The organism is Actinomadura fibrosa (genome assembly GCF_900659615.1).
Taxonomy (GTDB): Bacteria; Actinomycetota; Actinomycetes; order Streptosporangiales; family Streptosporangiaceae; genus Spirillospora; species Spirillospora fibrosa.
In genome coordinates, this window is record NZ_CAACUY010000218.1 from 1 (window position 1) to 14,473 (window position 14,473).

Below are 14,473 nucleotides of genomic sequence, written 5' to 3' on the forward strand. Positions count from 1 at the left end.
GGTCCAGCACGGCCCGCGCCGGGCCCGGCTGCCCGGGCCAGCACAGCGCGCGGCCCTCCGTCTCGGCCGCGGCCGACGACGGCCACAGCGTCGCGTCCTCCGAAGCGAGCCGCACGGGGACCTGGTCGATCCACAACCGCCCGAGCACCCGCTCGGCCGCCTCGCGGAGCGGGCCACGGGCGGTGATGGCCGTCTCGCCCGAGACGACCGCCGTGAAACCGGTCACGGTCTGCGTCCCGCTCCCGCCACCGCCCGGACGGTCTCGATGAGCCGGCCGGCGCACTCCACCGGGTCGCGCAGGTGCAGCCGCAGGACGGGCAGGCCGCGGTTGCGCAGCGACCGCACCTCGGCCAGCGCGCGCGCCACCTGGAGCTTGTTCAGGCCGTAGGGGCGCCCGGGCACCGGATGCGCGGCGAGCGCGTCGCCCGGCGCCGGGTCGCCGGTGATGACGAGGAACGCGCCGTTGCCCGGCCCGTCCTTGTGGATCGGGCCGGTGGCGTGCGGGAACGCCGGGCCGGGCCCGTACACCACGGGACGGCCCGCGGCCTTGGCGAACGACGGCGCGAGGTAGCGGCCGGAGAAGTCCCCGGACAGGTACGTCGTCACCGACAGGTAGCCGCCCGCGGGCACGGCCCCCACCAGGCCGCCGAGCACCGTGAACAGGTCGGCGCCGGGCGGCCACGGGAAGTCGGCGTGCACCTCGATGCCGTCCTCCACGTAGACGGGCGGCTCGGCGGGCAGCGGGCCCGTCCCCGCGGTGCGCAGCAGCGTCGCCGCGTCGTCCTCCGCCTCCTGGACGACCGCGCTGCCCGCCTCGAACGGGTTCACCCCGAGCAGCCAGCCGGACACCGCCGTCGCGTACTCCCACAGCAGGAACTGCGCGCCCAGCGGCGCCCACACCGAGGTGTCGGACTCCTCCTGCGCCGCCGACCGCGGGTTCAGCGCCACGCCGTGCACGTCCGGGAAGCTGGCCTGCACGCCCGGCGGCTCCACCGCCAGCACGCCGCGGCCCTTCTTCCCGGTGCCGACCGCGAGCAGCTGCGCGATCCAGGCGCTCAGCGCGCCCGACCCGCCCGGCTCGCGCAGCACCACCTTGTCGCGGGCGACCCCGCCGGGCCCCTGCTGGGCGCAGCCGCCGAGGATCGCGCCGAGCAGCAGGCCGGGGTTGTCCTCGTCCTTCGCCAGCGACGGCACGAGCGAGGCCGCCTCGTCCAGCAGCCGCTCGGCGTCGGCGCCGGCGAGCACCGCGGGCACCAGCCCGTACGCCGAGAGCGCGCCGAAGTGCCCCGGCAGGTACGGGTCGGTCAGCCCGATCCGGTAGCCGCACTGCCGGGCGAAGTCGTGCAGCGGGCTGCCGTGGTCGGTGACGACCAGGAACCGGCTCGCGATCTCCCGCTCGGACAGGCCCCGCTCCCGGAACGCCCCCGCGAAGATCCGCCGGTAGGCGTCGCCCTCCAGGGACACGCCCGCCTTGCTCGCGAGGACGACCAGCGTCCGGTCGAGCCGCTCCAGCGCGAACGCCAGCGCCGCGGTGTCGCTGCCGTCCAGGACGGTCAGCTCGCCGCCCCGGCCGTCGGCGCCGCCCCGCCCGGCGAGCGCGGGCGCGTGCGCCTCCACGACCGCCTGCGCGGCGAGGCTCTCCGCCCCGACGCCGATCAGCACGATGTGGTCGAGGCCCGAGTAGCGGGCCTCGGCGACCAGGCCGTCGACCTGGTTCAGCAGGCCGCGGGAGGCGAACGGCAGGTCGAGCCAGCCGAGCCGGCTGTGGTCGACCGCCCGCCGGCCCCACAGCCGCGGGTCCTTGGCGGCCAGCGCGCCGGGGACGCCGCAGCTCACGAGGTAGTCCCGCGCCTGCAGCGCCGCGTCGAGCACGTCACCGCGCGTCAGTACGTCGAATCCGGACACCGTCACCCTCCTGCCCCCATCGTTCCAGGAGAGAAAGGGCATTCGCGACCATCTCCCACGATCTTTCGTTCCGGCCGTCCGCGAACACGCCCGTCACCTCCCACAACGGGGCCCACACGAAACGCCACAATCCGGTGACGGCGCGTCGGACGCGCCGGTCACCGGCGTGCGCGGGCGTGCCGCGGCCGGGCCGGGCTCAGGCGAGCGCCTCGGCCAGCTGCGCCAGCCCCTCCTTACGGTCGCGGAGATGGACGCGGACGGCGGGACGGGACCGGGCGCGCAGCACGCGCAGGTCGCCGAACGCCTGCGCGAGCTGGAGCTCGCCCAGCGTGTACGGGCGCCCCGGCACCGGGACGTCGGTGGCGACGGCCCCGGTGATCTGCAGGAACACGCCGTTCTGCGGACCGCCCTTGTGGTACTGGCCGGTCGTGTGCAGGTGCCGCGGGCCCCAGCCGAACGTGACCGGCGCGGCGCGCTTGCGGAGCCGGGCGCAGCGCGCGGCGAGCAGCGGGCGCAGCTCCGCGGCCCCGGCCTCGCCGAGCCGGTCCAGGTAGGCCAGAACCGCCAGGTACCCGTGGTCCGGGACGGCCTCCAGCAGCGTCTCCAGGGCGTCGGTGAGCGTGTCGGCGCCCCGCAGCAGATCGCCGGGGGCGTAGACCTCCACCGCGCCGGACACGAGTTCGGGCGCCCGGTGGACCACGGTGGGGGCGGTGCCCTCCTCCGAGCGCAGCAGCGCCGCGGTGCTCTCCTCCGACGCGCCCACGTCCGGCTCGGCGAACGGGTCGACGCCCATCACCCGCGCCGCGACCGCCGTCGCGTACTCCCAGAGCAGGAACTGCGCGCCCAGCGGCCCGGCGACGCTCACGCCCGCCTCCCGGGCCGGGCCGGGCTCGTCGGGGCGGCGGCCGAGGATGACCCGCCGCAGGTCGCCGGTCAGCTCGAACCCGGGCGCGTCCACGCCCTCCAGCGGCACCGGCAGCAGGCCCCGGCCGTCCTTGCCGGTGGACCCGGCGACCAGCTGCTCCGCCCAGCCGGCGAGACCCGCCAGGCCCGAGCCGTGGTCGGCGATCACCAGCTTGTCGCGCCCGCCGAGCGCCGACGACCCTAGGGCCGCGCCCAGCGCGAGCGCCGGGTTGTCGTAGGGCTGGCGCAGCGACTCCGCGAGCCGCGCCGCCTCGTCCAGCAGGACGTGGACGTCCACGCCCGCGAGCGCGGCCGGGACGAGCGCCTGCGCGCCGAGCGCGCCGTAGCGGCCGTCGACGTCCGGCTCCGACTGAAGGAAATGGTGGCCGGCCTCGTGGGCCGCCCGCTCCATCGCCGAGCCCGCCGGGGCGACCACCAGGAACCGGCGCGCCGCCTCGGCGCCGCGGAGCCCCGACTCCGCGAACGTCCGGCCGAAGACCCGCCGGAGGGTGTCGGCCTCGACGCTCTCACCCGCCACCACCACGAACGTGCGGTCCAGGCCCTCGTCGAGGACCGCCGCCACCTCGTGCGGGTCGGTGGTGTCGAGGACGGTCAGCGCGGCGCCCGCCGTGCGGCACGCGGCCTCCGCCGCGAGGACGGGCCCGCCCGCGCCCACGAGCACGATCCGGTCGAGGCCCGCGTCGCGCGCCTCGGCCGCCGGCCCGGCCAGCCGGGCCGCCAGCGACCGCGAGGTCTCCGGCAGCCCCAGCCAGCCCAGCCTGCGGGCGGCGAGCGGGGCCGCGTCCGGGCCCCACAGCTTGGCGTTGCGCGACGCCAGCGACCCGGGCACGCCGTCGGAGACGAGACGGTCGAGGACCGTCTCGCTCTCGTCGACGACCGGGCCGCGGATGGTGACCGAGATCCCCCCGGCGGCCACCACCGACGTCACGCGCCGGCCCTCTTGGACTCCAGTTCGCCCTTGACCGTGCCGAGCAGCTCGGTCCAGGACGCCTCGAACTTCTCGACGCCCTCCTCCTCCAGCACCCGGACGACGTCGTCGTAGTCGACGCCGACGTCCTTCAGCGCCGCCATGTGCGCGCGGGCGTCGTCGTAGTTGTTCCGGACGGTGTCGCCGCGGACCTCGCCCTGCTCCGCCTCCGCGTCCAGCGTGGCCTCCGGCATCGTGTTCACGGTGCCCGGCGCGACCAGCTCGTCCACGTACAGGGTCGCCTTGAGGTTCGGGTCCTTCACGCCGGTCGAGGCCCACAGCGGCCGCTGGGGACGGGCCCCGGCGTCCTTCAGCGCCTTCCACCGGTCGGTGGCGAACTTCTCCTCGAACAGCGCGTACGCGAGGCGGGCGTTGGCGACGCCGGCCTTGGACCGCAGCGCCTTCGCCTCGTCCGAGCCGATCTTGTCGAGCCGCTTGTCGATCTCGGTGTCCACCCGGCTGACGAAGAACGACGCCACCGACGCGATCCCCGACAGGTCGTGCCCGTTCTCCCGGGCCCGCTCCAGGCCCTCGAAGAACGCGTCGATCACCTTGCCGTAGCGCTCCAGCGAGAAGATCAGCGTCACGTTCACGCTGATGCCCTCGGCGAGCGTCCGCGTGATCGCCGGCAGCCCGTCCTCGGTCGCGGGGATCTTGATGTAGAGGTTCGGCCGGTCGACCATCCACCACAGCGCCTTCGCCTCGGCGACGGTCTTCTCCGCGTCGCGCGCGAGCCGCGGGTCGACCTCCAGCGACACGCACCCGTCCAGGCGGTCGGTCCGGTCGAACACCGGCCGCAGCACGTCGCAGCCCCAGCGGATGTCGTAGGTGGTGATCGCGCGCACCGCCTCCTCGACGTCCACGCCGCGGACGGCCAGGTCGCGCACCTGGTCGTCGTACGCCGAGCCCTTGCCCAGCGCCTTGGCGAAGATCGTCGGATTGGAGGTCACACCGACGACGTGCTTGTCCTTGACGAGCTGCTCCAGGTTGCCCGTCCGCAGCCGCTCCCGGCTGATGTCGTCCAGCCAGATCGAGACGCCCTCGTCCGAGAGCCGCTTCAGATTGTCACTCATAGCCACTTCTCCTCGTCATCGAGTTCGCGGGGGGCCGGCGGCCGCCCCCGGGCCCGGGCCCCGCCGCGCGGCGGGACCCGGCCCGAGGAGTCAGTTGCCGGTGGTCGAGCCGCGCCCGGCGTCCTGCACGCCGGCCTTGATCAGGCTGGCCTTGGCCGCCGCGACGACCCGCTCCGGAGTCAGCCCGAACTGCTGGTACAGCGTCTTGTAGTCGGCGGACGCGCCGAAGTGCTCCAGGCTCACCGACTCGCCGGCGTCGCCGACGTAGGAGCGCCAGCCGAGCGCGACGCCGGCCTCCACCGAGACGCGGGCGCGCACGCCGGGCGGCAGCACCTGCTGCTTGTAGGAGTCGCTCTGCTCCTCGAACCACTCCACGCACGGCATCGACACCACGCGCGTCGGGGTGCCCTCCGCCTGGAGCGCCGCGCGCGCCTCCAGCGCGAGCGCGACCTCGCTGCCGGTCGCGATGAGGATCACCTCGGGACGGCCGCCGTCGGCGTCGGCCAGCACGTAGCCGCCCTTCGCGACGCCGTCCGCGGACGCGTACTCGCCGCCGCGCTCCAGCGTCGGCAGCTTCTGCCGGGTCAGCGCGAGCCCCGCCGGTCGGTCGGTGTGCTCCAGGACCGTCCGCCACGCGACCGCCGTCTCGTTGGCGTCCGCCGGGCGGACCACGTCCAGGCCCGGGATGGCGCGCAGCGCCCAGAGCTGCTCGACCGGCTGGTGCGTCGGGCCGTCCTCGCCCAGGCCGATCGAGTCGTGCGTCCACACGTACGTCACCGGCAGCTTCATCAGCGCCGCGAGCCGCACCGCGGGCCGCATGTAGTCACTGAAGATCAGGAACGTGCCGCCGTACGGGCGGGTGCCGCCGTGCAGCGCGATGCCGTTGCAGATCGCGCCCATGGCGTGCTCGCGGACGCCGAAGTGCAGCGTCCGCCCGTACCGGTCGCCCGGGAACTCCTTGGTCTGGAACTCCTCGGGGATGAACGACGGCTCGCCCTTCATCGTCGTGTTGTTGCTCTCGGCCAGGTCCGCCGAGCCGCCCCACAGCTCCGGCAGCACCGGCGCCAGCGCGGTCAGCACCTCGCCGGACGCGGCGCGGGTCGCGAGGTCCTTGCCGGCCTCGAACACCGGGAGCTTCGCCTCCCAGCCCGCCGGCAGGACGCGCCCCGCGAGCCGGTCGTACTCGGCGGCGCGCTCCGGGTTCGACTCGCGCCAGGCCGCGTACGCCTCGTTCCACTGGGCGTGCAGCTCCCGGCCGCGGTCGGACACCTCTCGGGCGTGCGCCAGCACGTCCTCCGGGACCTGGAACGTCTCGTCCGGGTCGAGCCCGAGGATCCGCTTGGTCGCGGCCACCTCGTCCGCCCCGATCGCCGAGCCGTGGATCTTGCCGGTGTTCTTCTTGTTCGGCGCGGGCCAGCCGATGATCGTGCGCAGCGCGATGAACGACGGCCGCGACGTCTCCGCCTTCGCCGCCTCGAATGCCGCCGCGAGCGCCTCCACGTTCTCGTGGTAGTCGCCGTCCGCGGTCCAGTCGACGGTGTGCACGTCCCAGCCGTACGCCTCGTACCGGGCCCGGACGTTCTCCGACAGCGCGATCGCGGTGTCGTCCTCGATCGAGATGTGGTTGTCGTCGTACAGCAGCACCAGGTTGCCGAGCCGCTGGTGCGCCGCCAGCGAGCTCGCCTCGTGGCTGATGCCCTCCTCGATGTCGCCGTCCGACGCGAACGCCCAGATGGTGTGGTCGAAGGGGGACTCGCCCTGCGGCGCGTCCGGGTCGAAGAGGCCGCGCTCACGGCGCGCCGCCATCGCCATCCCGACCGCGTTCGCGATGCCCTGCCCCAGCGGGCCCGTCGTCGTCTCGACGCCCGCGGTGTGCCCGTGCTCCGGGTGGCCCGGGGTGAGGCTGCCCCACTTCCGCAGCGACTTCAGGTCGTCCAGCGTCAGGGGGTAACCCGACAGGTACAGCTGGATGTAAAGGGTCAGGCTGGAGTGCCCGCAGGAGAGCACGAACCTGTCCCTGCCCGCCCAGTCCGGGTCCGTCGGGTCGTGCCGAAGGAACCGCTGGAAGAGAAGGTAGGCGGCGGGCGCGAGGCTCATGGCCGTCCCGGGGTGACCGGAGCCCGCTTCCTCGACCGCGTCCATGGCGAGGGCGCGGACCACGTCCACCGCCCTGCGGTCCAGATCGGACCATTCAAACGTGCTGTTGTCCCCACTCACGGAACGCCAGGCTCCTCTCGAACCGCTTCGTTACAGAACCACTCATCGCGATGTGACTCCCGCGGACGCGGCCCGTCCTCCGCCGCGGCCCCGTGGTGGAAACGTCCGGCGGCGCCGTGCGTCTTCCCTCGGCCCCGTACGGCCACCCGGCGGGTGGCCGGCGAAGATCATGCCGCGCCCTCGGCGAGCCTATCGCGCGGGCGGGCCGCCGCAGGCGAGCGCGGACGCGCCGCGACCGGCACCGCTCGCGGCACCGGCCCGAGGTACCGGTCCGCACCGCACTCCGACCCTTGCCCGATCGTTTCCCCGGCTAACCCCCCGCCCGGGTGAACCCGCGGGGGGATCACGCCCCGCCCGGTCGGGGCGCCCGCCCGGCGCGTCCGGTGCCCCGGTGCTCGACCCCCGGAGGGGGCGGACTACAGTGATTGCGCGGTTGCCGGCAGCGGCCGCGCCATCTTCACCAAGCCGAAGTCGCACCAGCCGAGGCCGGCCCGCGGGGGCACCGCCGAGGCGGACACGCGACTACCCATCCCTAGTTGGACGTGGACCCGATTGTGACGGTGCTCAGTAACAAGCGCGGGGTCGATCTCGACGAGCAGGTGCCGGGGGCGCCTGCGGCCCCCTTCGAGGACGGCGCCGAGCCGGCCGGCGGCCCGCCGGCCGCGCGCCGGCCGATCGGCGCGAGCGTGCGCGCCTACGTGGCGCTCACCAAGCCGCGCGTGATCGAGCTGCTCCTGATCACCACCATCCCGGTGATGTTCCTCGCCGAGCGGGGCGTCCCGCCGCTGTCCACCGTGCTGCTGACGTTCGCGTTCGGCGCCATGTCGGCCGGCGCCGCCAACGCGGTCAACTGCTACATCGACCGCGACATCGACGCCAAGATGCGCCGCACCCGGCGCCGCCCGCTCGCGCGGCACCAAGTCAGCCCGGCCCGCGCGCTGACCTTCGGGATCACGCTGGCCGTCGTGTCCACCGCGGGGTTCCTCCTCACGGTCAACGCGGTCGCCGCGGCCGGGTCGCTGTTCGCGATCCTGTTCTACGTCTTCGTGTACTCGCTGCTGCTCAAGCGCCGGACGTCCCAGAACGTCGTCTGGGGCGGCATCGCCGGGTGCATGCCCGTCCTCATCGGCTGGGCCGCGATCACCGGCGGCCTCGCGTGGACCCCGCTCGTCCTGTTCGGCGTCGTCTTCCTCTGGACGCCGCCGCACACCTGGACGCTCGCGATGCGCTACCGCGAGGACTACGCCGTCGCCAAGGTCCCGATGCTGCCCGTCGTCGCGACCGAGCGCCGCGTCGTCACCGAGAGCCTCGCCTACACCTACGCCACCGTCGCCTGCTCGCTGCTGCTGTGGCCCGTGGCCGGGATGGGCCCGGTCTACGGCGCCGTCGCCGTCGTCCTCGGCCTCGTGTTCCTCGCCGAGGGGCACCGGCTGCTCAAGGCCGTCCGCGCCGGGGTGACGGGCGTCCACTTGCGGCCGATGCGCTTCTTCCACCTCTCCAACGTCTACCTGGCGCTGCTGTTCACCGCCGTGGCCGTGGACCCGCTGCTCCACTGATCCCGTCCGTCACGATCGGTGACTTACCCCGCTTAGCGCTCCGCCTCCACGCCCGTTACGCTCGCGTCATGGCCCCTGTGGACCCGAAAGCGGTGCTCGAAGGACGGATCCCGGGACGGCCCCCCGTCGCCCTCATCGCGGGACTGACCGTCTCCACCCTGTGCGCCGTCGTCGCGCTCGGCGTGGACGCCCTCTACGGCGGCGCGGGCTTCTGGGTCGGCGTGATCCTCGCGATCCTGCCGATCCCTCTGCTGGTCGCGCTCGCCCTCACCCTGGACCGGCTGGAGCCCGAACCGCCCCGCGCGCTCGTGTTCTCGTTCATGTGGGGCGCCGGCGTCGCCGTCCTCGGCGCCCTCGTCCTCAACACCCTCGGCCTGCTGTACGTCACCGTCCCGATCTTCGGGGAGGTGAAGGGCCACTTCGTCAGCGCCACCTTCGGCGCGCCCCTGATCGAGGAGTCGCTGAAGGGCGCCGTCCTGTTCGGCATGCTGTGGTTCCGCCGCAACGAGATCGACGGGTTCGCGGACGGGCTGATCTACGCCGCGATGGTCGGCCTCGGCTTCGCGATGATGGAGAACATCACCTACTACATGCGCGCCTTCGACGACGGCGGCGCCCACCAGCTCCAGTCGGTGTTCATCCTGCGCGGCCTGATCGCGCCGCTCAGCCATCCGCTGTTCACGTCCATGACCGGGCTCGGCGTCGCCTACGCCGCCACCCACCGGCGCGGCCAGCTCCTCGCTCCGCTCGCCGGCCTGCTCGGCGCCATGGTCCTGCACGGCCTCTGGAACGGCGCCACCTCGTTCGGCCTCGGCGGCCTCGGCATCGTCTACCTGCTCGACTTCGGCGTCCTGATCACCCTGATCGTCATCGTCGCCGTGGAGCGCCGCCACACCGTCCGGCGCATCGAGGCGTACCTGCCGATGTACCAGGGCACCGGCCTCGTCACGCCGCACGACATCCGCATGCTCCGGTCGATCCCGGCCCGCCGCGCCGCCCGCCGCTGGGCCCGCTCCGTCGGCGGCGCTCCCGCCGGCCGCGCCATGGTCGACTACCAGCTCGCCGCGACGGAGCTGGCGCTGCTCCACAAGCGCGCCGAGCGCGGCGTCGCCGAACCGCACTGGTTCGCCGGCCGCCGCGAGGCGCTCCTCGGCCTGATGGCCCTCGCCAGGCAGGCGTTCCTGCGCACCCCGCCGCGCATGGACGCGGGCCCGCCGTGGGCCCCGCAGGGCCCCTCCGGGTTCCTGCCGCCCCGGGCGCCGGGCCCTTACGGCGTGTAGCCCGCGCCGCGAAACGCCCTGGCCGGGGGTCGCGGCGCCCCCACGGGCCCCCGGCCATACGATGGTCCCCGTGGCTGAGCGATCGTCGTCCCCGAACCCGTTGACCCGCGCCCGCGACGCCGTGTGGCATCCCACCCCGGGATCCCTGCGGCTCCTGGCGCTGCTCGGCGTGCTCGGCAACGCGATGATCGTCGCCACGGGCGGCGCCGTCCGGGTCACCAAGTCCGGCCTCGGCTGCCCCGAGTGGCCGCGCTGCACCGGCGACAGCCTCGTCCCGACCCACAGCGCCGAGCACCCGGCGCTGAACATGTCGATCGAGTTCGGCAACCGCATGCTGACGTTCGTCGTCCTCGCCGTCGGCTTCCTGGTGTTCGTCGCCGCGCTCCGCCTCCGCCCCCGCCGCCGCGCCCTGGTCGGCTGGGCCGTGGCGCAGCCCATGAGCGTCGTCGCGCAGGCCGTGATCGGGGGCATTGTGGTGCTCACCGAACTGCACCCGGCGTCCGTCGCGCTCCACTTCCTCGTCTCGCCCGCGCTGCTTGTCTTCTGCGTGATCCTCTGGGTCCGCGCGGGTGAAGGCGACGCCCCGCCCCGCCCTCTGGTCGGCCCCCGCACGCGCCGCCTCGCCGCCGTGCTCCTGGTGGCCTGCGGCGCCGTCCTCGTGGCGGGCACCGTCGTCACCGGCACCGGCCCGCACGCCGGCGACGCCGACTCCCGCCGCTGGGGCTTCAACATCGAGGACGTCACCCGCGTCCACAGCGCCCTCGCCTGGATCACCGTCGCGCTGACCGTCGCGACCGCCGTCGTGCTGCACCGCACGGACGCCCCGCCGGCCGCCCGCCGCCGCGTCCACGAGCTGATCGCCCTGGAGCTCGCGCAGGGCGCGGTCGGCTACGTCCAGTACTTCCTGGGCGTCCCGGCGCCCCTGGTCGTCCTCCACATGCTCGGCGCGGTCCTCATGTGGATCGCCGCCTGGCGCCTGGCCCTCTCCCTCCGCGACCGAGGCCCCCTGACCCGCCCCGCAGAGCCGAAGCCCGTCACCGCGACCAAGCAAACCCCGCAACCCGCCTAACCCACGCCCTGGAACCGGATGCCCAGGACGGCGATGGACGGCCGCGCCGGGGCACCCGATCAGGTGGGGTTGAGGAAGGCTTTTAGGCGGGTTAGGGGCCAGGTGTTGATTACGTCGTCTGGGGTCAGCCAGCCGCGTTGGGCGGTGCCTACGCCGTAGCGGATGTTGCGGTGGTGGCCCAGGGAGTGGGCGTCGGTGTCGATGGCGAACTTGACGCCGAGGCGCTGGGCGCGGCGGATCAGGTCGGCGGGGAGGTCCAGGCGGTCGGGGAAGCTGTCGATCTCCATGGCGGTGCCGGTGCGGGCGGCGGCGCGGAAGACCTCGTCCCAGTCGGCGTCGACCGGAGGGCGCCGGCCGATGCTGCGGGCGGTGGGGTGGCCGATGACGTGGACGTGCGGGTTCTCGCAGGCGCGGACGAGGCGGCGGGTCATGGTCGCCTGGTCCTGGGTGAAGTGGGAGTGGATCGAGGCCACGCAGACGTCGAAGCCGGACAGGAAGTCGGCGTCCCAGTCGACGTCGCCCTCGGGGCCGATGTTCAGCTCGGTGCCGTGGAGGAGGACGAGGTCGGGGTACTCCTTCTGGAGCTCGCGGATCCGCTCGCGCTGGGCGAGCATCTTCTCGTCGGTCATGCGCTGCATGACGAGGTCCGGGGCGTGGTCGGTGATCGCGTAGTACTCCAGGCCGCGGGCGCGCGCGGCGGCGGCCATGTCCTCCAGCGAGGCGATGCCGTCGGTGAGGTCGGTGTGACTGTGCAGGTCGCCGCGCAGGTCGTCGACGGTGACGAGGCGGGGGAGGGCGTCCTTGAGGGCCGCCTCGATCTCGCCGCCGTCCTCGCGGAGCGCCGGGTGGATCCACGGGAGGCCGAGGTGCTCGTAGACCTCCTCCTCGGTGGCGGAGACGATCAGATCGCCGGACTCGGCGTGGAACAGGCCGTACTCGGAGAGCTTGAGGCCGGCCCGCACCGCGATCTCGCGGGTGCGGATGTTGTGGGCCTGGGAGCCGGTGAAGTACTGCAGGGCGGCGCCCCATGACTCGGGTGGGATGACGCGGAGGTCGACCTGGAGGCCCTTGGGGGTGCGGATCGAGGTCTTCTTGTCGCCGGACGCGACGATCTCGGCGGCGAGGGGCAGCGCGGTGAACGCCTCCATGATCGGACGGGGGTCGCGGGACGCGGCGAGGACGTCGACGTCGCCGATCGTCTCGCGCATGCGGCGCAGGGAGCCCGCGTGGGCGCAGCGCTCGACCTGGGGCAGCGCGGAGAGCGCGGCGACGATCTCGTCGGCGACGCTCGCGGCGGCGTCGACCAGGACGCGCTCGCCGGCGCTGCGCAGCAGCTCGATGCCGCGGAGGATGTTCTCCTCGGTCTTGGCGCCGAAGCCCTTGAGGCCGCGCAGCCGGCCCTCGCCGATCGCGGTGGCGAGCTCGTCGACGGAGGAGACGCCGAGCTCGTCGTAGAGCGCGAGGGCCTTCTTCGGGCCGAGGGTGGGGATCTCGGTGAGCGCCCGGACGCCCGCGGGGATCTGGAGCCGCAGCTCCTCGACCTGCCGGATCGTGCCCGTGGCGTTGTAGTCGAGGACCTTCTTGGCGATCGCGTCGCCGACGGCGGGGATCGCGCGGAGCCCGGCGAGGTCGAGGCCGGCGATGTCGCCGGGGTGGCCGGCGATCGCCCGCGCGGCCTTCTCGTACGCCCTGATCTTGAACGCGTCGCCGCCCGTGATCGACAGCAGGTCGGCCAGTTCCTGGATGAGGGCCGCAGCCTCGTCGTTCGCCCGTGCCATGCGGCCGAGTCTAGGGGCCGGGTACGACGTTCCCGGAGATCAGACCCGTCCGGAGGGCGTCAGCGCAGCGGTGCCACGGGGCCGTCGGGGCGGCTGAGGCGCGCCTCCAGGACCTCGCCGGCGATCGCGGACACCTCGTCCTCGGGGAGGGCGCGGTAGCCGTCCTCGGTGACCACGGCGACGGTCGGGTAGATGCGCCGGACGGGGTCCGGGCCGCCGGTGGCGGAGTCGTCGTCGGCGGCGTCGTACAGCGCCTGGACGCACACGGTCGCGGCGTCCCACTCGGAGAGGTCGCGGCGGTAGAGCTTCTTGAGGGCGCCCAGGGCGTAGGGCGAGCCGGAGCCGTCCGCGTGGTAGTCGCGGGCCTCCTGCGGGGCGCCGGTGATGTCGTAGGTGTAGATCCGCCCCGTGCCGGTGTCGGGCTCGTATCCGGCGAGCAGCGGGACGACCGCGAGGCCCTGCATCGCCTGCGCGAGGTTGGCCTGGATGACGGCGCCGAGCCGGCGGGCCTTCCCCGGCAGCGACAGCGGGACGGTCTCCATCTTCTCGTAGTGCTCCAGCTCGACCTGGAAGAGGCGGACCATCTCCAGGGCCAGCCCCACCGTGCCGGCGAACGCCACCGCCGAGTACTCGTCGGCGCGCTGGACCTTGTCCAGGTGGCGGTAGGCGATGCGGTTGCCCTGCGTGGCGCGCCGGTCGCCGGCGATCATGACGCCGCCGGGGAACGTGAGCGCGAGGATGGTCGTCCCGTGCGGCAGCTCCGGTGCCGTCCCCGCGCCCGGTACCCGGTTGACGGGCAGGAGGTCGGGGGAGTGGAGGCGTAGGAAGTCGACGAAGGACGGCACACCCGCCTCGAAGAACTCGGGCGGCAGTCCCTGCTCGTCGATCCGGCCCGTCACGGCGGCTCCCCTCGGCATGCGGCTGGCGTTCCGCCTTGATCCTTGCACGGCGCGGAGGGTGGTCGCCACTATGTCCGCGACCGACCGTACCGGTAGGAAACCTAGGGACTTTCGGTCTTTTCGGCGCCCACTCGGACGATCTTGAGGGTCGACCGCTATTCCGCCGACCTGGGGCGCGGACGTTTTCCCGGTGAAAGGAGGCGGGGCTCTTGCGCCGAAATGCGGACCGTCCGGATGATCTTGCGCAGTCACAGCGGCCGGACCCCGGCCGGAGAGGAGACAACCATGTCGCGTCTCGTCGATCGCCTGCTCGTGCGGGTCGCCCACAAGGCGACCGCCGATGCCGGATGCAGCAACTACTACTACTGCTCGGGCGGCGTGAAGTACCTGCGCCAATGCTGCCTGAACGAGGGGTGCACCACCGTGAAGGTCGGCAAGTGCTGATCTGCTGACCCGATGGCCGAGGCGGGCGGCGGCGTCCGGCGCCGCCGCCCGCCGCCCGTCCGGAAGGGGACGGTGTGGACTACCTGCACGTGGGGTGCGCCTGCCTCGTCGGGCTCGTGCTCCTCGTCTCCGCGGCCGCCAAGGCGCGGGACATGGACGGGTTCGCGGCCTCGGTGCCGCGCCTGCTCCCGTTCCACGCGGGGGCCGCGGCCGTCCGGCGCCTGGCCGTCGCGGTCGTGGCGCTGGAGGCGGCCGTTCCGGTGTGCCTCGCCGTGCCGTGGACCCGGCCGCTCGGCTTCGGCGCGGCGTGCGCGCTGCTGGCCGCCTTCACCACCGCGATCGGCCGCGTCGTGGCCGCGGG

11 protein-coding genes and 1 pseudogene are annotated in these 14,473 nt (G+C 73.9%); 5 read left to right on the forward strand and 7 right to left on the reverse strand.

The features are described from left to right. From E1300_RS39240 to tkt, 5 genes and pseudogenes are all read right to left on the reverse strand, one after another. Nucleotides 1-226, reverse strand: a pseudogene (locus tag E1300_RS39240) (hypothetical protein); the annotation flags it as partial. After that, complete coding sequence (locus E1300_RS39245) at nucleotides 223-1,905, reverse strand: phosphoheptose isomerase (RefSeq protein WP_131762213.1); 1,683 nt, start codon at nucleotides 1,903-1,905, stop codon at nucleotides 223-225. The pseudogene E1300_RS39240 and the gene E1300_RS39245, both read right to left, overlap by 4 nt. Nucleotides 1,906-2,101: 196 nt before the next feature. Beyond that, entirely contained in the window at nucleotides 2,102-3,757 is a 1,656-nt protein-coding gene (locus E1300_RS39250; RefSeq protein WP_131762216.1) for a glucose-6-phosphate isomerase, read from the reverse strand. Then, entirely contained in the window at nucleotides 3,754-4,869 is a 1,116-nt protein-coding gene (gene tal, locus E1300_RS39255; RefSeq protein ID WP_131762218.1) for a transaldolase, read from the reverse strand. Before tal ends, E1300_RS39250 begins: the two co-directional genes overlap by 4 nt. A gap of 90 nt (nucleotides 4,870-4,959) precedes the next feature. Then, complete coding sequence (tkt, locus tag E1300_RS39260; RefSeq protein ID WP_131762220.1) at nucleotides 4,960-7,086, reverse strand: transketolase; 2,127 nt, start codon at nucleotides 7,084-7,086, stop codon at nucleotides 4,960-4,962. A gap of 554 nt (nucleotides 7,087-7,640) precedes the next feature. On the opposite strand from tkt, the gene E1300_RS39265 reads away from it, so the two are divergent. The 3 genes from E1300_RS39265 (at nucleotide 7,641) to E1300_RS39275 (ending at nucleotide 10,991) form a co-directional block, all read left to right on the forward strand. Continuing rightward, complete coding sequence (locus E1300_RS39265) at nucleotides 7,641-8,642, forward strand: heme o synthase (RefSeq protein ID WP_242619677.1); 1,002 nt, start codon at nucleotides 7,641-7,643, stop codon at nucleotides 8,640-8,642. Nucleotides 8,643-8,710: 68 nt separating this feature from the next. Further along, nucleotides 8,711-9,922: a PrsW family intramembrane metalloprotease gene (locus tag E1300_RS39270; RefSeq protein WP_131762222.1), complete on the forward strand. Its 1,212-nt coding sequence runs from the start codon at nucleotides 8,711-8,713 to the stop codon at nucleotides 9,920-9,922. Between the two features lie 61 nt (nucleotides 9,923-9,983). Beyond that, a complete protein-coding gene (locus tag E1300_RS39275) occupies nucleotides 9,984-10,991 on the forward strand; it encodes a COX15/CtaA family protein (RefSeq protein ID WP_131762224.1) in 1,008 nt (335 codons plus the stop codon). Nucleotides 10,992-11,050: 59 nt separating this feature from the next. Here E1300_RS39275 and polX read toward each other — a convergent pair whose 3' ends face one another. Both polX and prcB read right to left on the reverse strand, forming a co-directional pair. Then, nucleotides 11,051-12,769 carry a DNA polymerase/3'-5' exonuclease PolX gene (polX, locus tag E1300_RS39280; protein WP_131762226.1) on the reverse strand — a complete coding sequence of 573 codons (1,719 nt, stop codon included), beginning with the start codon at nucleotides 12,767-12,769 and terminating at the stop codon, nucleotides 11,051-11,053. A 59-nt stretch (nucleotides 12,770-12,828) separates the two neighbouring features. Then, a complete protein-coding gene (gene prcB, locus E1300_RS39285; protein ID WP_131762228.1) occupies nucleotides 12,829-13,686 on the reverse strand; it encodes a proteasome subunit beta in 858 nt (285 codons plus the stop codon). 267 nt (nucleotides 13,687-13,953) lie between these two features. Here prcB and E1300_RS50665 point away from each other — a divergent pair, with 267 nt between their 5' ends. Together E1300_RS50665 and E1300_RS39290 are read left to right on the forward strand one after the other, a co-directional pair. Next, on the forward strand, nucleotides 13,954-14,112 hold the full coding sequence (locus E1300_RS50665) for a hypothetical protein (protein WP_165503194.1): 159 nt from the start codon (nucleotides 13,954-13,956) through the stop codon (nucleotides 14,110-14,112). 74 nt (nucleotides 14,113-14,186) lie between these two features. Further along, a partial coding sequence (locus E1300_RS39290) for a MauE/DoxX family redox-associated membrane protein (protein ID WP_207400211.1) occupies nucleotides 14,187-14,473 on the forward strand: 287 nt, incomplete at its 3' end.

Bases quoted from the DNA above. Each gene is read 5' to 3' on its own strand.
- E1300_RS50665 (WP_165503194.1), top strand. From the start codon at position 13,954: ATGTCGCGTCTCGTCGATCGCCTGCTCGTGCGGGTCGCCCACAAGGCG.
- E1300_RS39270 (WP_131762222.1), top strand. From the start codon at position 8,711: ATGGCCCCTGTGGACCCGAAAGCGGTGCTCGAAGGACGGATCCCGGGA.
- tal (WP_131762218.1), bottom strand. From the start codon at position 4,869: ATGAGTGACAATCTGAAGCGGCTCTCGGACGAGGGCGTCTCGATCTGG.
- E1300_RS39275 (WP_131762224.1), top strand. From the start codon at position 9,984: ATGGTCCCCGTGGCTGAGCGATCGTCGTCCCCGAACCCGTTGACCCGC.
- prcB (WP_131762228.1), bottom strand. From the start codon at position 13,686: ATGCCGAGGGGAGCCGCCGTGACGGGCCGGATCGACGAGCAGGGACTG.
- polX (WP_131762226.1), bottom strand. From the start codon at position 12,769: ATGGCACGGGCGAACGACGAGGCTGCGGCCCTCATCCAGGAACTGGCC.